This window comes from Salicola sp. Rm-C-2C1-2 (assembly GCF_040196175.1).
GTDB lineage: Bacteria > Pseudomonadota > Gammaproteobacteria > Pseudomonadales > Oleiphilaceae > Halospina.
This window is the reverse complement of record NZ_JBEFNF010000001.1, coordinates 227,956-248,483: the sequence shown is the minus strand read 5'-3', so window position 1 is coordinate 248,483 and position 20,528 is coordinate 227,956. Positions and strand designations below refer to the sequence as shown.

23 protein-coding genes are annotated in these 20,528 nt (G+C 60.5%); 13 read left to right on the top strand and 10 right to left on the bottom strand.

All coding sequences use genetic code 11. The features are described 5' to 3' along the window. Positions 1–3 precede the first annotated feature (3 nt). From murA to mlaD, 4 genes are all read right to left on the bottom strand, one after another. Entirely contained in the window at positions 4–1,266 is a 1,263-nt protein-coding gene (gene murA / locus AAF659_RS01125) for a UDP-N-acetylglucosamine 1-carboxyvinyltransferase (RefSeq protein WP_349749859.1), read from the bottom strand. Positions 1,267–1,294: 28 nt separating this feature from the next. Further along, entirely contained in the window at positions 1,295–1,540 is a 246-nt protein-coding gene (locus tag AAF659_RS01120) for a BolA family protein (RefSeq protein ID WP_349749858.1), read from the bottom strand. A 114-nt stretch (positions 1,541–1,654) separates the two neighbouring features. Beyond that, the gene (locus tag AAF659_RS01115; protein WP_349749857.1) at positions 1,655–2,344 is read right to left on the bottom strand and encodes an MlaC/ttg2D family ABC transporter substrate-binding protein; all 690 of its coding nucleotides are present in this window, start codon (positions 2,342–2,344) and stop codon (positions 1,655–1,657) included. Positions 2,345–2,385: 41 nt separating this feature from the next. After that, a complete protein-coding gene (gene mlaD, locus AAF659_RS01110; protein ID WP_349749855.1) occupies positions 2,386–2,841 on the bottom strand; it encodes an outer membrane lipid asymmetry maintenance protein MlaD in 456 nt (151 codons plus the stop codon). A 114-nt stretch (positions 2,842–2,955) separates the two neighbouring features. Between mlaD and AAF659_RS01105 the strand changes: the two genes are divergently transcribed. The 13 genes from AAF659_RS01105 to AAF659_RS01045 all read left to right on the top strand — a co-directional run bounded on the left by AAF659_RS01105 (position 2,956) and on the right by AAF659_RS01045 (position 12,192). Continuing rightward, positions 2,956–3,939 carry a calcium/sodium antiporter gene (locus AAF659_RS01105; RefSeq protein ID WP_349749854.1) on the top strand — a complete coding sequence of 328 codons (984 nt, stop codon included), beginning with the start codon at positions 2,956–2,958 and terminating at the stop codon, positions 3,937–3,939. Between the two features lie 8 nt (positions 3,940–3,947). Then, positions 3,948–4,922, top strand: coding sequence for a KpsF/GutQ family sugar-phosphate isomerase (locus tag AAF659_RS01100; protein ID WP_349749853.1), 975 nt, complete (start codon positions 3,948–3,950; stop codon positions 4,920–4,922). An 11-nt stretch (positions 4,923–4,933) separates the two neighbouring features. Further along, on the top strand, positions 4,934–5,464 hold the full coding sequence (locus AAF659_RS01095; RefSeq protein ID WP_349749852.1) for a KdsC family phosphatase: 531 nt from the start codon (positions 4,934–4,936) through the stop codon (positions 5,462–5,464). Continuing rightward, positions 5,461–6,066, top strand: coding sequence for an LPS export ABC transporter periplasmic protein LptC (lptC, locus tag AAF659_RS01090; RefSeq protein WP_349749851.1), 606 nt, complete (start codon positions 5,461–5,463; stop codon positions 6,064–6,066). The genes AAF659_RS01095 and lptC overlap by 4 nt, the downstream gene beginning before the upstream one ends. Before the next feature lie 23 nt (positions 6,067–6,089). Continuing rightward, positions 6,090–6,638: a lipopolysaccharide transport periplasmic protein LptA gene (gene lptA / locus AAF659_RS01085; protein WP_349749850.1), complete on the top strand. Its 549-nt coding sequence runs from the start codon at positions 6,090–6,092 to the stop codon at positions 6,636–6,638. A 7-nt stretch (positions 6,639–6,645) separates the two neighbouring features. Continuing rightward, a complete protein-coding gene (gene lptB / locus AAF659_RS01080) occupies positions 6,646–7,371 on the top strand; it encodes an LPS export ABC transporter ATP-binding protein (protein ID WP_349749849.1) in 726 nt (241 codons plus the stop codon). 149 nt (positions 7,372–7,520) lie between these two features. Further along, positions 7,521–9,065, top strand: a complete 1,545-nt coding sequence (locus AAF659_RS01075; protein ID WP_349749848.1) for an RNA polymerase factor sigma-54 — start codon at positions 7,521–7,523, stop codon at positions 9,063–9,065. Positions 9,066–9,132: 67 nt separating this feature from the next. Continuing rightward, a complete protein-coding gene (gene hpf / locus AAF659_RS01070; protein ID WP_349749847.1) occupies positions 9,133–9,441 on the top strand; it encodes a ribosome hibernation-promoting factor, HPF/YfiA family in 309 nt (102 codons plus the stop codon). 15 nt (positions 9,442–9,456) lie between these two features. Continuing rightward, positions 9,457–9,936 carry a PTS IIA-like nitrogen regulatory protein PtsN gene (ptsN, locus tag AAF659_RS01065; protein WP_349749846.1) on the top strand — a complete coding sequence of 160 codons (480 nt, stop codon included), beginning with the start codon at positions 9,457–9,459 and terminating at the stop codon, positions 9,934–9,936. A gap of 33 nt (positions 9,937–9,969) precedes the next feature. Further along, positions 9,970–10,842 (top strand): RNase adapter RapZ, encoded by an 873-nt coding sequence (gene rapZ / locus AAF659_RS01060; protein WP_349749845.1) that lies wholly within the window; start codon positions 9,970–9,972, stop codon positions 10,840–10,842. Positions 10,843–10,848: 6 nt separating this feature from the next. Then, complete coding sequence (locus AAF659_RS01055) at positions 10,849–11,118, top strand: HPr family phosphocarrier protein (RefSeq protein ID WP_349749844.1); 270 nt, start codon at positions 10,849–10,851, stop codon at positions 11,116–11,118. After that, entirely contained in the window at positions 11,115–11,639 is a 525-nt protein-coding gene (gene yjgA, locus AAF659_RS01050; RefSeq protein ID WP_349749843.1) for a ribosome biogenesis factor YjgA, read from the top strand. The genes AAF659_RS01055 and yjgA overlap by 4 nt, the downstream gene beginning before the upstream one ends. 259 nt (positions 11,640–11,898) lie before the next feature. Continuing rightward, a complete protein-coding gene (locus AAF659_RS01045) occupies positions 11,899–12,192 on the top strand; it encodes a ComEA family DNA-binding protein (RefSeq protein WP_349749842.1) in 294 nt (97 codons plus the stop codon). On the opposite strand, the gene AAF659_RS01040 is transcribed toward AAF659_RS01045, so the two are convergent. Genes AAF659_RS01040 through mreC form a run of 6 tightly spaced genes read right to left on the bottom strand, consistent with a single transcriptional unit; the run spans position 12,189 to position 20,523 of the window. Next, positions 12,189–13,031 carry a carbon-nitrogen hydrolase family protein gene (locus AAF659_RS01040; RefSeq protein WP_349749841.1) on the bottom strand — a complete coding sequence of 281 codons (843 nt, stop codon included), beginning with the start codon at positions 13,029–13,031 and terminating at the stop codon, positions 12,189–12,191. The genes AAF659_RS01045 and AAF659_RS01040 overlap by 4 nt on opposite strands. Then, complete coding sequence (locus AAF659_RS01035; RefSeq protein ID WP_349749840.1) at positions 13,028–17,032, bottom strand: YhdP family protein; 4,005 nt, start codon at positions 17,030–17,032, stop codon at positions 13,028–13,030. The genes AAF659_RS01040 and AAF659_RS01035 overlap by 4 nt, the downstream gene beginning before the upstream one ends. A 33-nt stretch (positions 17,033–17,065) precedes the next feature. Then, entirely contained in the window at positions 17,066–18,541 is a 1,476-nt protein-coding gene (gene rng / locus AAF659_RS01030; protein WP_349749838.1) for a ribonuclease G, read from the bottom strand. After that, entirely contained in the window at positions 18,534–19,148 is a 615-nt protein-coding gene (locus tag AAF659_RS01025) for a Maf family protein (protein WP_349749837.1), read from the bottom strand. Before AAF659_RS01025 ends, rng begins: the two co-directional genes overlap by 8 nt. 6 nt (positions 19,149–19,154) lie before the next feature. Continuing rightward, positions 19,155–19,634: a rod shape-determining protein MreD gene (mreD, locus tag AAF659_RS01020; protein ID WP_349749836.1), complete on the bottom strand. Its 480-nt coding sequence runs from the start codon at positions 19,632–19,634 to the stop codon at positions 19,155–19,157. Between the two features lies 1 nt (position 19,635). Further along, positions 19,636–20,523 (bottom strand): rod shape-determining protein MreC, encoded by an 888-nt coding sequence (mreC, locus tag AAF659_RS01015; RefSeq protein WP_349749835.1) that lies wholly within the window; start codon positions 20,521–20,523, stop codon positions 19,636–19,638. Positions 20,524–20,528: the final 5 nt, after the last annotated feature.

The following is a 20,528-nucleotide window of genomic DNA, read 5'->3' as shown; positions in this document are numbered from 1 at the left end:
AGGTCACGAAGGCATCCTGCGGATGGTGGCACCAAGCAACTGGAGCTTTTCTTCGATGCACTCGTAACCCCGGTCAATGTGGTAGATGCGATCAACCATGGTCTCACCCTCAGCCACCAGCCCGGCTATGACGAGACTGGCCGAGGCACGCAAGTCTGTGGCCATAACGGGCGCTGCGGTGAGCCGGTCAACACCGCGCACAATAGCGGTATTACCCTCAAGGCCGATGTCCGCGCCCATCCGGATCAGTTCCTGGACGTGCATGAAGCGGTTCTCGAAAACCGTCTCCGTCACGGAACCAATACCGTCAGAGACGGTATTCATGGCTACGAACTGAGCCTGCATGTCCGTCGGAAAGGCAGGATAGGGCGCCGTTCTGAGATTCACTGCCTTCGGGCGGCGGCCGTGCATGTTGAGCTCGATCCAGTTGTCGCCAGTGTTGACTTCGGCACCAGCTTCCCTGAGCTTGATAAGCACTGCCTCAAGAATGTCCTCGCGGGTATCCTTGAGCAGCACATGCCCGCGGGTCGCGGCGGCGGCTGTCAGGTAGGTCCCGGTCTCGACCCGGTCCGGAAGCACGTCGTAGTGGCAGGGGCTCAGCCGCTCCACGCCATGGATCTCGATGGTCGCCGTGCCATGCCCGCGCACGTCCGCCCCCATGGCATTGAGGCAGTCCCCCAGATCCACTACTTCAGGCTCACGTGCCGCATTTTCCAGTATGGTTACGCCATCAGCCAGTGCGGCCGCCATCATGAGATTCTCCGTGCCGGTTACCGTCACGGTATCCAGGAAGATGTGCGCTCCCTTGAGTCGCTGCGGGGCATAGGCATGGATATAGCCGCTATCGACCTCAATCCGGGCCCCCATCTGCTCCAGGCCCTGCAGGTGCAGATTGACGGGCCGGGTGCCAATGGCGCAACCGCCGGGCAACGACACATGCGCTTCACCAAAATGGGCGACCATCGGGCCCAGCACCAGAATGGAAGCGCGCATGGTCTTGACCAGCTCATAAGGAGCGGTCAGATCTTTGATGGTTTTTGAATCCACCTCGACGCTCATGCGCTCGTCAATCATGAGCTCAATGCCCATATGACCGAGCAGCTCGATCATGGTGGTGACGTCATGCAGGTGAGGCAGATTACCCACGCTCACTTTTCCATCAGCCAGCAGAGTCGCAGCCAGGATCGGCAATGCCGAATTCTTGGCACCGGAGATCCGGATCTCACCCTGCAGAGGCTGGCCGCCCTGAATCAGCAGCTTGTCCACGTTGTGCTCCCGGGGCGCTGGGCCACCTTCACTGATCTTGGCGTGCCTGCCATTCCTGCGGCGTCATGGCGCGAATGGTCAGGGCATGAATGGTGCCTTCAGCCAGCAGATCATCCAGTTCCCCGTAGATCAGCTGCTGGCGCTTGACCCGGCTGAGCTCCGCGAATCGGTCGCCAACAGCGACGACCAGGAAGCGGTTACCGTCGTTCTGAACGTCTATCTCACAGTCCGGCAGCGCTTCCGCGAGCCGCTTCTGAACATCTTCAGCCTGCATCCAATCTCCCATTATTTGCCACGGTGGCTGTCACCGGCGCGAGCTCTGCGCCGGGCTCTGGATTATAGCCGATGTGAGGGGGCCTTGACACATCGAGTCCGCACAAGCCGCGTTTTACCCGCTGCTTTCCTCCTGCTCGACGGCGTCCTCCAGACCTTCTATATTCCCTACATCCGCGGACCATTCATCAATCACCTTGCTCACATTCCCTTCTTTGGCCTGCATCTGCTGCTCAAAGCGATCACGGAATGCAAGCCCCATGTTGATCCCCTCCACAATGACGTTCTCGACCTGCCAGTTACCGCCATCAGGGTTGTACATGGAATAAGCGACACCGTAACGCTCACCGGAATCGGTGATTATGGACAGATTAACCGTAGCCCGATCCTCGTGCCGCGGATTGATATCGACACTGTCGACCTCCATGTCGAAGTCACTGCTGTCGATATTGACAGCAGCGCCGCCATAAGCGTCATAGAGGCTGTGCCGAAAGGCCCGCACAAACTCATCGCGCTCCTCGGGACTGGCCTGGCGCGCGTACTTTCCCATGATCCGGGCCGCAACACGTCGGAAGGCCACAAACTCCCCCAGGGCATCGTCCATGGCCTGATAGAAGGCCTCGCGGTCTTCACTATAGAGTGTCCGGATTTCAGCCAGCTGATCGACGAGGCGGAGGCTGTTTTCGCGTACGTACTCGCGGAGTTTGTCCTCCTCGGACTGAGCGGCGGCTGCGGGCACTGCCAGCAGCGTCATAATGAACCCCAATAGCAGGTTGAAGGGGGTAAGAGATCGGATTCTGTTCACTGCTTCCTCCTGTATGCTGCAGTGGTGCGGCCACGCTGGTATCAACGTGGTCGGGCAATCCGTCGGCGGATCAGTGTCTCAATACTCATCGCCGACTGCGTATCCTCGATATAGTCATTATCCGAGAGCGTTTCCGGATGGCCACCGGGCGAAATCTCAATGTACTGCTCACCCAACAGCCCCGCGGTCATAATAATGGCGACGCTGTCCATTGCCAGGTTATCGAGACTCTCCTGAATGCGCATCTGTACCTTCGCGCGGTAGCTACGGGCATTCAGTTCCACGTCCACCACCTCGCCCACGGTCACCCCGGCGACCGCTACCCGCGCGCCCGGTACCAGTGTACCGGCATCCGCAAACTCGGCATAAAGGGTGTAGTGATCGCCGGCGTCCGCTTTTTCAACGTTGCCGGGCGGTGTCAGCCCTCCGGTAAGCAGTAGCAGCGCCAGCGTGGCCACACTGCCCAGAGCGAAAAACACCAGGCGCTGTAATTGCAATTGGGTCGCCTCTCCTCGTCGTCCCGATTCGGCCATACCCGACTGTACGAAGTAACGGCCAGCCGATACAGTACGACGCGAGTTTTCCGCCTACAACCCACGGAGCCTTACATCATGGTCACCGCCCTGCTTGCGGTACTGCTAGGCCTGACCCTGCTGATCTGGAGCGCCGACCAGTTCATCACTGGTGCCATCGACAGTGCCCGGCGCCTGGGCATGACCCCGATGCTGATCGGACTGACACTGGTGGCTTTTGGCACGTCAGCCCCGGAAGTACTGGTTTCAGTGGTCGCTGCCGTAACAGGTGCTGGCGACATTGCCGTGGGTAACGCCATCGGCTCTAACATTGCCAATCTCGGCCTGGTCCTGGGCGTTACAGCACTGCTGACACCGATCACTCTGGCACGCCCTACCCGGCGCATCGAACTCCCCCTGCTTGCTACTGTGACCGTTGGTACCTGGTTGCTGTTCCAGGATGACCACCTGAGCGCCCTGGACGGTCTGTTCATGCTGGCAATCCTGGCCGTAGCATTCACGGTACTGGTGCGTTACGGCCAGGCAGCTAACATGCTGACCGAGGAAATACCGGAGCCCCACGGGAATCGCGCCACCGGCGTACTGGTATTACAGATCATGGGAGGGCTTATCCTGCTGCTCGGAAGCTCGCGGCTGCTGGTCTGGGGCGCAGTGGAGCTCGCTCTGGCACTGGGAGTAAGCGAGCTTGTAGTAGGGCTAACAGTGGTCGCCCTCGGGACCAGCCTGCCGGAACTTGCCGCCAGCATTGCCAGTGCGCGCAAAGGGCGCCACGACATGGTTATGGGCAATCTCATTGGCTCCAATCTGTTCAATCTTCTGCTGGTACTTGCGGTTCCCGCGCTGGTGGCTGGCATACCGCTCAACGGCGACGCCATCACCCGCGACTACGGTGCCATGGTAGCAGTCACGCTGCTGCTCGCCGGCCTCGCCATCGTCTATCATCGCCAGGGGCGGCTGAAGCGGGTCGGAGGTGGTATACTTCTGGCATTCTATATTGGCTATGTGGCGCTGCTCGTCATGGGTGACGCACCGGTACCAGCAGCAACACTGTCAGCACTCTGAGGAGAACCATGGCGCCTTCGGACGCACTTACGGAATCGGCACGACGCACCATCACTCTCGAGCGTGACGCCATCGATGCACTCCTGCCCCGCATTGATGACCAGTTCAGCCGGGCCTGCGAACTGATCCTTCAGTGCACTGGCCGGGTGGTGGTTACCGGCATGGGTAAGTCCGGCCACATCGGTACCAAGATCGCCGCTACCCTGGCCAGCACCGGCACCCCTGCATTCTTCGTACACCCGGGGGAAGCCAGCCACGGCGATCTGGGCATGATCACCGGTGAAGACGTCGTAATCGCCATCTCCAATTCCGGCAGTACTGGCGAGTTGGTAACTATACTGCCACTGATCAAACGTAAGGGCGCCTCACTGATCAGCATGACCGGCAAGACCGACTCCCAGCTCGCCCGCCAGGCCCACGCCAACCTGAATATTGCGATAACACAGGAAGCGTGCCCGATGAACCTGGCCCCCACCTCATCCACCACGGTCACACTTGTGATGGGTGATGCGCTGGCAGTAGCTCTGCTCGAGGCGCGCGGTTTCGGGGCCGAGGATTTCGCCTTCTACCATCCGGGCGGCACACTTGGACGGCGCCTGTTGCTGAAGGTTTCGGATCTGATGCATACCGGCGATGCCCTGCCCCGCGTAACGCGGCAAACCCCCCTCGGCGAAGCACTGCTGGAGGTTTCCCGCAAGGGACTGGGCATGACTGCGGTGGTGGATGACAGTGAGCGGGTTATCGGTATCTTTACCGACGGTGACCTGCGCCGGACCCTGGACCAGGGCGTGGACATCCATGCCACACCCATCGGCGATGTCATGACCAGCCACTGCCGGACTGTAGGCGACAACATCCTGGCAGCCGAAGCCCTCAAGGTTATGGAGGACAGCAAGATCAACGGCCTGCTCGTGACCGGTGACAGCCAGCAATTGGTGGGCGCCCTGAATATGCACGACCTGCTTCGCGCGGGTGTGGTCTAGGAGATCCGGTTATGGCGACACCCCTGAGTGAGCGCGGTGCGGCGGTCCGGCTTCTGGCGATGGATGTGGATGGGGTTCTCACCGACGGCAGCCTCTACTTCGCCGCCAGCGGCGATGAACTCAAGGCGTTCAGCATCCTCGACGGCCAGGGCCTGCGCCTTCTCCAGAAGCAGGGCATCATTACCGCCTTCATTACGGGGCGCAGCTCACCACTGACGGAAAACCGCGCCCGCAATCTTGATATTGACTACCTGATTCAGGGGCGAACGGACAAACTGACCGCCCTGCGAGAGCTCGCCGAGCGCACATCGGTCCCGGTTGAGGCAATGGCCTATGTGGGCGATGACCTGCCGGATCTGGCTGCCATCGAAACAGCGGGCGTTGGGATCAGCGTCCCCAATGGCTGCACGGCGGTACGTGCGTCAGCGGATTGGTGCACCACCACACCGGGGGGCCTGGGAGCCATACGGGAGGTCTCTGAATGGCTGCTCGAGTGCCGTGGTGCTCTGGCGCAGCTGATCGATGGGTATCGTTCACCATGACAAACCTGATCCACCTGGTGCCATCCTGGATCCGCGACCGTTCCATTGCCTTATGGGGCATTGTCGGCGCTGTTCTGCTGGGTTTTGCTCTGCTGATCTTTCAGGAGGATGACCCGATCCGCGATACGACTGCCACGGATCTGCGAGGACCCGAAAAACCGGATGGTTTCGTGATCAACGCGACGTTCCGTTCTTTCGATACCAGAGGAAAGCTCAAATCCCGCATCCAGACGCGCCGCGCCGAGCAGTTCCAGGCAGAAAACCGGGTAACCATGGAACATCCCCGCGCCATGTTGATGGCCCGCAATGGTGGTGCCCCCTGGTACGTACGCGCCCGGGCCGGTCTGTATCAGCGCGATGCCGCCAAGCTGACGCTTAAGAGAGACGTCCGGGCCCGCCACAGCCGCACCAAAAGCGGCGATGTTCTCATCCTCAGTGAACGTATGACGCTGGATAACAACCAGCGGATTGTGCAGACTGACGCACCAGTGACGCTGATCGACCGCAACAGCCTGACTCATGCAGTGGGCATGACAGGCTGGATCGACGACCGTGCGGTCAGCCTAGAGAATGACGTCCGCAGCCGGTACTTCAACCGCTGATCCACAGGGGAGGCAGCCTGCTCATGAGCAGAACGGTACGCGCCCGGCAATACTGGCCATTAATCGCAGGCTTTCTCATGGTAGCCACGGCCCTGCCTGTGTACGCTTTCAATCTGGATTCCAACAATCCCATCAAAGTGGAATCCGACAATGCCCGACTGGACGACCAGAAGGGGACTGCCACCTACACTGGCAGTGTCCGGGTAACCCAGGGGAAAGCCGTTCTTACAGCAGAAAGGGTTGTGCTTCACCGGGGTGACGGCCAGAGCCTCAACCGCATGAAGGCGACTGGCGAGCCCGCCACCTATGAGCAGCCGGAAAGCCCGCAGGGCCCGGCCATCTACGCCGAAGGCGAGACCATTATCTACCGGGCCGCTGCAGAACGCATCACTTTCGAGCACAAAGCCCTGATCCGACAAAGGGGGGATACCTTCCAGGGTAACCGGATCGTATACGATGTAGCCGAGCGCGTGGTCACCGCCTCCAGCGCGTCGGATGATGACAGCGACCGCGTTGAAATGACCATCCAGCCCGGCCGCAACAGCGGCAACAACAACAGCAGCAGCGACTGAAGACACCATGGCGACATTGGAAGCCCTGAATCTGGCCAAGAGCTATCGCCGCCACCCGGTGGTGATGGACGTCTCCCTCAGCATCCAGAGCGGTCAGATCGCAGGACTGCTTGGACCCAATGGCGCCGGCAAGACCACCTGTTTCTACATGATCGTGGGCCTGGTCCCCCATGACCGGGGCCGTATCCGCATCCACGAGCGCGACATCACCCATCTGCCCATGCATGGGCGCGCACGCGCCGGCGTCGGCTATCTTCCGCAGGAAGCCTCGGTGTTCCGTCGGCTGACCGTGGCGGAAAACCTGATGGCGATCCTGCAGACCCGCAAGGAGCTTACGAAAGCGCAACGCGTGGAGCGCATGGAATCGCTGCTGCGGGATTTCCACATCAGCCACATCCGCAACAGCCTGGGCATGAGTCTGTCCGGTGGCGAGCGCCGACGCGCCGAGATTGCCCGGGCGCTGGCCGTGGAGCCGGCTTTCATCCTGCTCGATGAACCCTTCGCCGGTGTGGACCCGATCTCCGTCAGCGAGATCAAACAGATTGTACGCCAGGTGCGCGACCGCGGCATCGGCGTACTGATTACCGACCATAACGTGCGCGAGACGCTCGACATTTGCGAAACCGCCTATATCGTAAGCGAGGGTCACATTATCGCCTCGGGCACCGCCGAGGACATCCTCGCCAACCAACAGGTCAAGGAAGTCTATCTGGGCAACGAATTCCGCCTGTAATGCGTTCGCTCTGCAACCGTTGTCGCCCTGCCCGATTCGCCTGTACACTCGATTGAAAAGACGTAAGCAAAATCCCTGCCGGTCCTCCCGGGGACCGATGAGGCTTTGTTAATGCTGGACAATCGGGAACGGGAAAGCAGTCGATGGTCATGAAAGCGTCCCTGCAGCTGAAGATGGGCCAACAGCTCACCATGACGCCCCAGCTGCAGCAGGCAATACGGTTACTCCAGCTCTCCACACTCGATCTGCAGCAGGAAATCCAGCAGCAGCTGGAATCCAACCCCATGCTCGAAACTGCCGAGGAAGCCGAGACGGAGGCCGATGGCAGCGCTGAAGCCACCGACAACACCGACAGCAGTAACGGCGACAATGAAGAGGGCTCGGAGTCGCGCAACTCGGATGAGGCCGGCGATGCCAGCAGCGGCGAAGCCGAAAGCTGGGATAACGAAAACTGGCAGGACAACAGCGAAATCCCGGATAGCCTGCCCGTCGACACGGCCTGGGACGATGTCTATCAGACCGCACCCGCCACGCCAGCCGCCTCGCGCCCCGAGGATGAAGGCGGCGAAACCGACTTCGAAAGCCGCAACAGCCGCGGCGAAACCCTGCAGGATCACCTGCTCTGGCAACTCAACCTGACGCCCATGTCCGAGCGCGACCGGGTCATCGCCCATGCGCTTGTGGACGCCATTGACGACGCAGGTTATCTGACCCAGAGCCTGGAGGAGATCCACCAGGGGCTCAGTGCTTCTGATGACGACGACCCGCTGGAGATGGATGAGGTCGAAGCGGTCCTGCACCGGCTACAGCATTTCGACCCGCCCGGAGTGGCAGCAAAGGATCTGCGCGACTGTCTGCTGATCCAGCTCAATCAACTGCCAGCGGACACCCCCTGGCTCAAGCAGGCGCGCCTGGTGATCAGCCACTACATCCAGCTGCTCGGCAGCCGCGATTACCGCCAGCTCATGCGCCGCAGCCGGCTCAGCGAGGCCCAGCTCAAGGAAGTCCTGGGCCTGATCCAGAGCCTGACCCCCCGCCCGGGCGATGCCATTGGCGAGGACGAGACGGAATACGTGGTGCCGGATGTCATCGTTTCCCGCCAACAGGGGCGTTGGAAAATCGAACTTAACCCGGAGATTGCCCCGCGTCTACAGGTGAACAGCCTCTATGCCTCGCTCATCCGCCAGTCCGATAGCAGCAAGGACAACACCTACCTGCGTGATCAGCTTCAGGAGGCCAAGTGGTTCATCAAGAGTCTTCAGAGCCGTAATGAAACCCTGTTGAAAGTAGCCTCCCAGATCGTCGATCATCAGCAAAGGTTCTTTGAAGAAGGCGAGGAAGCGATGCAACCGCTGATCCTCTCCGAAATCGCCCAGGCTGTGGACATGCATGAGTCCACCATCTCCCGCGTGACGACCCAGAAATACATGCATACCCCCAGGGGCATTTACGAACTGAAGTATTTCTTTTCCAGCCATGTGAGCACGGACGAAGGCGGCGAATGCTCGTCCACCGCCATCCGCGCCATGATCCGCAAGCTCATTAACGAAGAGGAAAGCCGCAAACCACTGAGCGATAACCGCATAGCGACTATACTCAGTGACCAGGGCATTAATGTGGCACGCCGGACGGTAGCCAAATACCGCGAGGCGATGCACATACCGCCTTCGAACGAGCGCAAACGTCTCGTCTAGAGGGCATTACGCCTGTATGATGGCCACCTTCCGGTGGCCAGGGCCGAACCGGAAACAGGAGCGGATTATGCAACTCAACATCTCAGGTCACCACATCGAGCTGACAGAAGCCCTCAAGGACTATGTCCACAGCAAGATGGAAAAACTTGAACGGCATACAGACCAGATCAGCAACACACAGGTGACGCTGTCGGTGGTCAAACAACGACAGACCGCCGAGGCCACGCTCCACGTAACCGGTGGTGACATCAACGCCAAGGCCCAGCACGACGATATGTACGCGGCGATCGATCAGCTTGTGGACAAGCTCGACCGGCAAATTCTCAAACACAAGGAAAAGCAGGTGGAACGCCAGCACGGTGCCGCCACCCGCTGATCCCAAGCGGTGTCCATGGTCCATTCATCACTGTCCATTGAGTCCATCCTCGCCCCGGAACTGGCCCTCTGCGGCGTTCCGGGGACGAGCAAGAAACGCATCCTCGAGACCATTGCCGAAAGAGTGGCCCAGCACTATCCGGAGCTTGAAGAGAACCAGATTTTCAATAACCTGGTAGCACGGGAGCGTCTCGGCAGCACCGGTATCGGACAGGGCATTGCCATTCCGCATTGCCGGCTGGAAGACTGCAAGCGCGTGGTGGGCGCCCTAGTGACGCTGGATGCCCCCATCAACTTCGATGCTATCGACAGTGAGCCGGTGGACATCCTTTTTGTGCTGCTGGTGCCGCAGAACGCCACCAGCGAGCACCTGGAGCTGCTCAGCCAGCTGGCGGAGAAGTTCAATGACCGTAGCTTGTGCCGGCGCTTGCGCCAGTGTCAGGACTCGGGCGAGCTGTACGACCTGATTGTCGCCAGCGAAAAGGCATCCCAGTAACGGCGACCCATCCAGTCACCGGGAGATCGGCCTGTGAAAGTAACCATCGTGAGCGGGCGCTCAGGCTCCGGCAAAAGCACCGCCCTGCATGTTCTGGAGGATCTTGGCTATTACTGCATCGACAACCTGCCCATCGGGCTGCTTCAGCCGCTAACGCGCAAGGCGCTTGAATCCGGCGAGCAGCAGCGCGACATCGCGGTCAGCATTGACGCGCGTAACCTCTCCGCAGATATTGCTGATTTCGAAAATCTCTACTGTCAGCTCCAGCACCCGGAACTGAGGGTTGAGATCATCTACCTGGATGCGGCGGACAGCATCCTGCTGAAGCGCTTCCATCAAACGCGGCGTAAACATCCCCTGAGCACCTCAGCCCGCTCCCTTTCCGAGGCCATACAGGATGAAAAAGCCCTGCTGGAGCCAATTGCTCGGCTGGCCGACCTGCATATCGACACCACTGAGCGCTCCATGTACGAGCTGCGCGACATGGTTCGTGAGCGCGTCGTTGGCCGTGATGAACAGCAGATGGCGCTGCTCATTCAATCCTTCGGGTACAAGCACGGAGTTCCCATCGACTCGGACTTTGTCTTCGATGTGCGCTGCCTGCCCAACCCCTTCTGGGACGAGTCCCTGCGCGGCTACACGGGACTGGACGCGCCTATCCGCGACTACCTGACAGGCCAGCCCGGCACCACCGCCCTGCTCGATGATATCAAGGGTTTCCTGGACCGCTGGCTGCCGGAGTTCCACACAGTCAATCGTTCCTACATGACCGTCTCGCTGGGCTGCACCGGTGGCCAGCACCGCTCGGTCTATGTGGCCGAGGAACTGGCCTGTCACCTGGGAGCCGCTTTCAGCACGATTCAGGTCCGCCACACCGAGCTCCCCTACGTGCAAACAGAGACCTGAGCGCCCATGATCCGAGAGTCGATCACCATTATCAACAAACTTGGCCTGCATGCCCGTGCCGCCGCCAAACTTGTGGGGTGTGCCGAACAGTTCGATAGCAGCATTCAGCTCGGGCGCGATGGTCAGCAAGTCAACGGCAAGAGCATCATGTCCGTGATGATGCTGGCAGCCAGCTGTGGCACTGATGTTGAGCTGATCATTGACGGCCAGGATGAAGCAAGTGCCCGGGATGCCCTGGTGGAACTGATCAACAACCGGTTTGATGAGGAAGAATGAGCGACGCTGACACCCCGGGAGAGCCACAGGATGAGCTCCCCACCAAAAGCCAGGCGAAACGGGAAATGCAGGAGTTGCGGGACCTCGCCTCGGCGCTGTCCGGCCTGCCGGAAGAACGCATCCACCAGCTTCCTGCCTCCCCCGCTTTCATTGAGCAACTGCTGGTCATACGGACTCTTGCGGATGGCGAACCGCAGCGGCGTCAGATCCATTACCTGGGGCGCCAGATCCTTGAAGAGGACGAACAGGCGCTGCGCCGAGCCGTTGCCGGGCAGACCGCAGGCACAACGGAACACACCCGGCGTCTGCATATGGCCGAACGCTGGCGCGAGCGCCTGATCCACGAAGGCAAACCAGCACTGACCGAATTCATGGGCCGTTACCCGCAGAGCGATGGCCAGCATCTGCGTCAGCTCATCCGCAATGCCGCGAACCAATCAGGTAATGGCGACCGCAACAGCCCACGGCGGCGCCTCTTCCGCTACCTGCGCGAGCGTATTGATGAAGGGGAACAAGTGTAGGAAATCGCCTACATCGAGGATCAGCGATTTCCTATTTCCTACAGAACCCGACTGATTAGAATGATGATCTGCAGGGACGCACCGCGGTGCAGGAAGCACTAAGCCACAGGGATGGACAGTGCCCAGGGAGTTGGGCAAGGCCGGGACAGATCGGGCGACAGGGAGGTCGTCCGTCTGGACCACCTCTTACCCTCGCTATCTTCCTCCTCCGGACTGTTCCCTGCATTAGCCAATCACTAACAGACAGGAACTCGTCACCATGAAAGGAACCATTTCAGACGCTTGCCGCTTACTGACGTTCGCGCTGGTACTGGCAGCCATGCCGGCCATGGCCCAGGACGCCACGAAAGAGGCAGAGACCGTCAACATCAACACCGCCAACGCGGACACTCTTGCGGAGGCTCTCCACGGCGTGGGGCCTGCCAAAGCGAAGGCTATTATTACCTGGCGCAAGAAACAGGGAGAATTCACTACCCCGGAGCACCTTGAGGAAGTGGACGGCATCGGGCCAGCCACCATTCGTGACAACCGGGAAAAAATCAGCCTCAACTAAAGGCGGCGATGCTCCCACACCGGGATGGCGCTACGGGTGCCGGCCAGCTGATCGCGGTCCAGAACCGCACTGACCACACCGGGCCCATCCTGCGAGCGCTCGGCGACCACACGGCCCCAAGGATCAACGATCATGGAATGGCCCCAGGTCTGTCGGCGCTCGTCATGCTGGCCGCCTTGGTTGGGCGCACAGACCCATACCTGATCCTCAATCGCACGTGCCCGCAGAAGGGGCTCCCAGTGGGCCTCCCCGGTCCGGTGAGTAAAGGCTGAGGGTACCACGACCCATTCCGCACCCGCTTCGCGCAGCTGGCGATAAAGCTCCGGGAAGCGCAGATCGTAGCAGATGCTGAGACCAAGCCGACCCGCCGGGGTATCCACGGTCACCACTTCGTTACCGGGCTCGAACAGGTCCGATTCCTGATAACGCCCCTGTGAATCCCCCACCAGGGCATCAAACAGATGGATCTTGTCATAGCGGGCCACCCGTTCGCCCTGATCGTTCCAGACCATGCAGGCCGCCCGTACGCGGCCATCAGGCACCGTGCTGCCATCCGGACGGGTTCCCATGGGCAGCGAGCCAGCCACGACCCAGAGCCCGAGGCGCGCAGCCTCGCGGCCGACAAAAGACTGGATGGAGCCTTCCTCACCATGTGCCTCAGCCTGTCCAAGTTCAGCAAGTCGACGGTTCTGGAAGGCAGCAAAATTTTCCGGAAGAACCGCCACGCGCGCCCCATCCGAGGCGGCCGCTTCCAACAGCTCGCGAGCACGAACAAGGTTCTGCTCCACCTCAAAGCCACTGACCATCTGAATGGCTGCTACCGAAACGGATGCCGTCATCGCCTGATCTCCTCTGCGGGCCTTGCGGGGGCTTCCACGCCCACCTCAGGCCGTTCATAGCTTTCCAGGTCCGACTCCGTGTCAAACAGATTGCGAAGTTCGATCTCCGGGTCGCTCCAGGTGCCCTCCAGCGTGTAGGTGGCACTGGTCACCCGGCTCAGGATACCGCCAAAAACCTTGTCGATCACGAAAAGGGCACCGCCGATGGGGGGCGCATACCCGAAAAGCACCGCCGCCAGTGGCAGGTTCTGGGTGACCGGCAGTACCACGACGAGACGCATATCAAGCCCCTCGCTGATCAGATCCGCCTCACCGCTCATCCGGAAGCCACCAGAAGCAGCCTGGATCGATATGGCCGGATCGAAGATCAACCGGCCCTTGTGAATGAGCACCTCACCTTCGATGTGGTCAAACGCGATTCCGGATTCATACACATCCGAAAAATCCAGCTGCAGACGGCGCCACAGCGTATCAGTGTTCAAAAGGCTGAAGACCCGGAACACCCGCGCTCCTTCAATATCCTGGTCAATGATGCCATCTTCCAGCCGGAAATCCATGGCCGCACGCAGACCCGCAAGGCTGAAATCCGTGGGCCCGCCCGGCCAGGCCACATTGAGCGAGGCCTCGGTGCGCTCGCTGCTGATCGGCACCGTGGTCCGGCCAAGCAGCTTTTCCAGCCCCTTGAGATCAGTACCATCCAAAGTCCCGGAGAACTCGGTAACACCGTTTGCCGCCGTCGGCTGCCAGGTGAGGCTGCCATCCAGAGTCAGATCCCCAATGGTAAGAGCCAGCGGGTCAATGCGGATATCACCGCCCTCCGGAACCAGCACCAGCGACAGGTCAGAAACCTGACGCTCGCCGAATACCAGGCGACCGACACGAACACCGATCTCGGGCCAGTCACGCGCCCCACTCGCCAATTCAGCGCTATCCAATGGCGGCGCCGCTCCCCCGCCACCGGTCTCCGCCTCCAGAGCAGGCAACACCAGATGCTCAAGATCGACCGTCAGCGCTCGCTCATGCCCATTGCCCAGTGTCCCGCTGATCCAATCAGAATCCAGATCCACCTGCCAACTGCCCAGAGGCTCCGCCCTGGCGTGGATGCGCAGTGGCGACAGCACCCAGTCATTGAAGCGTGGTTCACCAATAGCCAGCTCAGCGCTGAGTGGCGGTAACGCGGAGCCGCCCGTGTTGGCGTCGTGCTCCGCCGCTATACTGTCACTGTGCACGGGTATGTCGGCCGCGGCCTGCCACCACTGCTCCAGCGAGGCACCAGGAAGATTGCCTGTGATGCTGAGTACCGCGTCATCCGGCAATTCCGTATGCCTGACCCCAAGTCCGATGCGGCCACGCTCCACAGCCCCTTCACGCACAACGAATCGGAACGCCCCCAGCGGCTGCCAGTTACCCTGGATACGGACGGCATCCTCCTTGACTCCGCCAAAATCCATTCGAGTCGTCAGGCTGTGCTCATTGCCGGCCGGCTTATTGAACGGCGCCGGCCAGTCCAGCACCAGATCCGCCAGATCCGCATCCAGACGCAGCGTTGGCCCCTCCGTGGGCCGGAAGGATGCCTTATAAGCCAGCCTGCCACTGATCCGGGGCAATGACTGTTCAAGCCACTTCTCAATCCGGGTTACCGCCACTGTTCCCTTCTGTCGAAATACCGGTACCTGCTCTGGCCCATCCCGAACCTGCAACACTACCGGCTCGTCCATGAAACGGGCTTCCAGCTCCGTGCCTTCGAACCCATTGTCACTGGAAAAGCGCAGAGGTCCGGTCACATCACGCCACTCAACGCCAGCCGGCGCGAAACGCACACGGCTATCCACCAGCGACAGGTTGACATCAAACTCGGGATCCCGCCCCTGGCCGGGCCAAAGGCTGAGAGACAGCGCAATATTGTTGGCGCCGGTCACATCCAGCTCCCGCACCCAGCTTCCAAGGAGCTTATCGAGAGGACTGTTGCGGCGCCATTCGTCCGTGATCAATTCACCATCAAGGCGGGCACCGGTGTCCACGTCCACCCGCAGCCCCTGGTCGCCACCTGCGACACGGATACTGCTGGGCTCCAGACCCACGCCTGCCACCGTGCCCTGTTCAAGCTGAATGCGACCCTCGTTCCCCTGAACATGAAGCTCGCCAGAAGTACCAGTGAGGGGGGGCCATTCCGGGTCGAAGGTCAGACTGGTATCCCGGAAACGGTACGCCATGCTGGAGGTAAAGACAGGGTCTCCGGCGGCCTCGCCATGACCAATGTCGCCGTGACCATAGTACCATCCGCTGGTAAAAGTACCGCTGCTGATGCTGTTAGTCAGGAAAGAATACAGCTTGGGCGGCACCCGCTGTTTCGGCACAAAGCGCTCAAGCATCCTGGCTTTGCCATCCACGACTCCAACACGCACTGAGAGGGTATCCGCGCCCTTTTCATGCAGACGCACCCGGAACCCACCAACGGCCTCCATCCCTTGATGGCGCCCGGAAAAACGCCGGACCGCTACTTCCCAGCCATCACCGCGACGCCTCCAGTGGACACGCCCGGCAAGGCGCTCGAACCCCCAGTCCGTGTGGAAGAGTTCCGGAAACCCGAGGCGCGCAGGGCTTGGCTCAAGCGTCATCCGGCCTTTTCCTGGACCGGTTTCGAGGTAGCCCTGCAGTTCACCGGCCGATGGGGAGCCACCAACAGCGGCCACGGCCACATTGCTGAAACTGCTGCGCAATCGCCATTCGCCATCGTCAGGCAGTGACACGGTCACCCGATCCAGATGACCCGACGGATCATGCGCAGCCAGGCGTGCCTGTTCTTCATCGGGCAGCAACCCACTGCTACGGGCCATAGCGCTGACCACCTCCAGGTCCAACCCTTGAGCCGCCACGCTCATCCCATCACTGTCACGCGCCACCCTGCTGGTGAAAGCGCCGTTTTCCTGCTTGCCCCAACGGAAGGCCGAGCCCCGGGTCTGGAGGCGCCAGCCCGCCGCTGTGCGCTGCCAGAGAAGATCCGCACTCAGGTCACTTAGCGTGTTCAACGATTCCACCGGAGAGCTCAGGCCAATTTCCGGTACACGGAGTGTCATTCGTGCCCGCTGAGGCTGGGCGCGCCTGAAGGCCACCCAGGCCTCGCCCCGGGCATTCAGCGAATCAATGCCCAGGCCACGCCACTCATAGGGCGTGACCAGATCGCTGAAAACGCCAGCAGCATCCAGATCCAGAAAAAGATCGCCGCTGAAGCCACTGCTCAGCAGGTGTCTGCCTTCAAGCGCGAAAGCGCCAATGCGGTCGCTGGCGTTGGCGTGAGCGTTGGCGCCGTTCAGCAACCGCCCGCTGGCCAGGAACAGACCATCCTCAAAGCGTACATCCATGGCGGGCACTGTGAGCTGCAACGCTTCGCCGGAAGCCGGTTCAACCCGGAGCCGCACATCCTTAAGGCTCACCACGGGATCGGAAAGGAGCCGCCCCAGCCAGTCAACCCACTCACCCAGACGCAGATCCAGCGTTCCCAGCGCATTTGAGGCGGCGTCGACTCGCTGGTGGGACTTCGCTGCGGGCTCACTTGCTTCCCAAATGCCGGCAACGGCAAAGCGGCCATCCGGCTGCTGGTTCAGTGTCGCCTCGCCACCACTTGCCCGGAACTCGCGGAATACCAGCCGCAGGCGCACCAGCGAGGCCCAGCTGTCGAGCCGTACTCTCAGATGCCCCAGGGAGGCATCCGCCTGCTCCTGAGCGCCGACTCTCAGATCCCCTACCTGGAGCACAGGATCCAGCCCCTGCCACGCACCATTCAGGCCACTGAGATGAACAGGCTTACCCAGCGCCTGCGTCAACGCCGTTTCAATGTTGGATTCGAAGTGGTGAAGATTGGCCATCACCTGACGACCCAACCCTACGTAGAGGGCGGCGACAATCAGCACACTGAGGGTGCTGATCCAGACCACGGCCACCAGACGATTGAGCAGTGCCCACAGCATCGGGCGGACACCCCCCGATGTGGCTGTATTCATAAGCCGGAATCCCGGGGCAGGCAGCGGGCTGTACTAGAGCAGAACCACATCGTACTGCTCCTGGCTGTAGACCAGCTCAACCTGGAACTTGATGGTCTTACCAATAAAGGTCTCGAGATCAGCCACGTTATCCGAATCTTCATCCAGAAGCCGATCAATCACACTTTGCGACCCCATGACCAGCAACCCCTCAACGTCATAGGCGCGATTGACCCGCATGATCTCGCGAAAGATCTCGTAGCAGACCGTCTCCGGCGTTTTGAGGAAACCACGGCCATCGCACACCGGGCAGGGTTCACAAAGCAGTTGCCCCAGACTTTCGGTAGTGCGCTTACGGGTCATTTCCACCAGACCCAGCTCGGAAACGCCGGTGATTTTGGTGCGGGCATGATCCCGTTCCAGCATCTTCTCAAGCATACGCAGCACTTGGCGCTGATGCTCGAGGTCTGCCATGTCGATGAAATCGATGATGATGATGCCACCGAGATTGCGCAGCCGCAGCTGGCGACTGATGGCGCGCGCTGCCTCCAGATTGGTCTTGAAGATGGTCTCCTCAAGATTGCGGTGCCCGACGAACGCACCAGTATTGACATCAATGGTGGTCATGGCCTCTGTCTGGTCGATCAATGCATGACCGCCTGATTTAAGCTGTACATGACGACTCAGCGCTTTCTGGATTTCATCTTCAACGCCGTAGAGATCAAACAGCGGACGCTCTCCCGGGTAGAACTCGATCATCTCGCGCAGCTGTTCCACGAAGCGGTCCGCAAAAGCCAGCAGTTTCTCGCAGCTTTCGCGGGAGTCGATGCGGATCTTTTCCGTCTGCCCCCGAACCAGATCCCGCACCGTCCGGATGAACAGCGGCAGATCCAGGTAGATCGCTCCCGGAGCCTGAACATCGCGGGCGCCTTCCATGATGGAAGCAGAAAGACGGTTGAGGTAATCCATATCACGCCGGATATCGTCTTCTGCCACACTTTCAGCGGCGGTACGGACGATGTAACCCCCGGCATCCAGGTCATACTCACGGGCTACAGACTGGATCAGCTCACGCAGGCGCTTGCGCTCGCCTTCGTCCTCAATACGCTGGGACACGCCTATATGGGACATAGCCGGCATATAGACGAGATAACGGGAGGGGATGGAAAGATGGGTGGTCAGGCGTGCGCCCTTGGTACCGATCGGATCCTTGGTCACCTGAACGATGATCGACTGCCCCTCACGCAGAAGCGACCGGATGTCGGGCACAGTTCGTGGCGTGTTGCTGTCGCTTTCACCGCCAAGCTCAGCCACATCGGAGGCATGGATGAAAGCAGCCCGTTCCAGACCAATATCCACAAAGGCCGCCTCCATACCGGGCAAAACCCGCACCACGCGCCCCTTGTAGATGTTGCCCACGATACCTTTGTTGCGGGAACGCTCCACATACGCCTCCTGGAGCATCCCATTTTCCACCAGGGCAACCCGGGTTTCCACAGGAGTGACGTTGATCAGGATCTCTTCACTCATCAGCCGCCACCCACCAGTGATGCACGGGTTGATCCACTTGATAGAGAAGGTCGGTGACTGCCTCAAGCGGCAGCCCCACCACAGCTGTGTAGCTCCCGGTCAGTTCCGCCACCAGCGCCGCGCCGCGCCCCTGGACGCCAAAAGCGCCCGCCTTGTCCAGAGGCTCGCCAGTCGCCACATAGTTATCAATTTCAGAAGTAGCCAGAGGACGAAGCCGTACCCGCGACGAAACCACCCGCTCCCGAACGGCCCGGGGCCCGGCGAGAGCCACACCACTCATGACCTGGTGCTCACGGCCGGAAAGGCGTGCCAGCATTGCACGGGCCTCCGCACCACTGTCGGGTTTGCCCATGATCCGACCATCCACCACCAACGTGGTATCCGCACCCAGAAAGAGCCTATCGGTATCATGCCAATGCTGCTGGCACATTAATGCCTTTTCTCTGGCCATACGCAGTACATAGAGATCCGGTGCCTCACCCTCCACTGGGGTTTCATCGATAGCAACAGGGGCAACCTCGTGCCAGACGCCAATCTGGTCCAGAAGTTCACGCCTGCGTGGTGATGCGGATGCCAGGACCAGGGGCTGGAAGGCGGGGTTGTTCATTGGGGGTTACTCCAGCTTACGATTCACAAAATCCCAGAAAACGCGGAACACGGGCCAGATCAGGCCACTGGTAACCGCGGGCAGCAGGTAATCAAATCCACCTCCGGTCTCTCCCAGCACCTGATGCAGGAAGTGCACCACCATGTGCGCAAGGCCGATCATCAGGAACACCACCAACGCCTGCTGGGCCACTGGAAACAGCTGAAGTCGCTGGTGTGAAGCAAGAACCATGAAGGCGATCAACGCCATTGCCAGAGCATTCATGCCAAGAATGTCCGCTCGGAGCACGTCCACCAGCAATCCGACCACCCATGCCATGACAATGCCAAAGGTCTTCGGGGCGCGCAGCACCCAGTAGATCACAACCAGTCCCACCCATTCCGGCCGCCAATGCGCGAGCTGCTGCGGAAACAGAGCAATCGTTGCGACCAGCGCCACAACGACGCTCACAATCGCAACCGGATGGCTGATTGAGCGCAGCACCATCTCAGTCCTCCTCCCTGGCCGACTCCGGTTCCATGGCGGATCCTGTCGCTGCGCCGCCACTGAAGACCACCAGAACAAGGCTGCTGCTATCGAGCTTGGCCAGGGGCCGCGCCTCCACCCGGGCAAATGGCTCGCCTGGATCATGCTCAAGACTGCTGATCCGTGCTACTGGATATCCCTGCGGGAAGCGCCCGCCAAGACCGGAGCTGACCAGCAAGTCGCCCACCTCGATGTCGGCGGTATCCGGCACATGCGCCAGTTCCATACGACCACGCTCACCGGTTCCGAGCATGATCGCGCGCAGCCCATTGCGGTTGACCTCGACGGGAACCGCGTGGCTGTCATCCGAGATCAGGATAGCCCGGGAGGAATAGGCACTGGTATGAACGATCTGCCCCATCAGCCCATGAGCATCGAGGACCGCCTGCCCCTCGGTCAAACCGTCGGTTTCGCCCCTGTTCAGAATGATCTCATGGGTCAGAGGATCCGGTGTCACGCCAATCACATCCGCAACCAGAACCCGATCATCGAGCTTCTCGGAGGCGTTAAGCAGTTCCCGCAAACGGGCATTCTCGGCAGCAAGTGCGGTATAGCGCTGGGCCCGGCGCTCCAGCACCAGAAGCCGGGATTCCAGCGCCTTATTCTTCTGCAGCAGGTCAGAGCGACTGGTGGTGAGATCGCTTCCCCATTCGATGACACGGTCCGGCGCATTCCCCAACCAGTACACCGGCGTAAGCCCGGTCATAAGCCAGCTGCGCACACGGTCACCATAGGGGAGATACAGATCCATGCCGATGAGCGCTCCGGAAAGAAGCACCACCAGCACCAGCCTGGAACCAATGAGTGGGCCTTGGGTGAAAAGCGTGTTGATGAAGCGCCCCCTGTTCACAACGA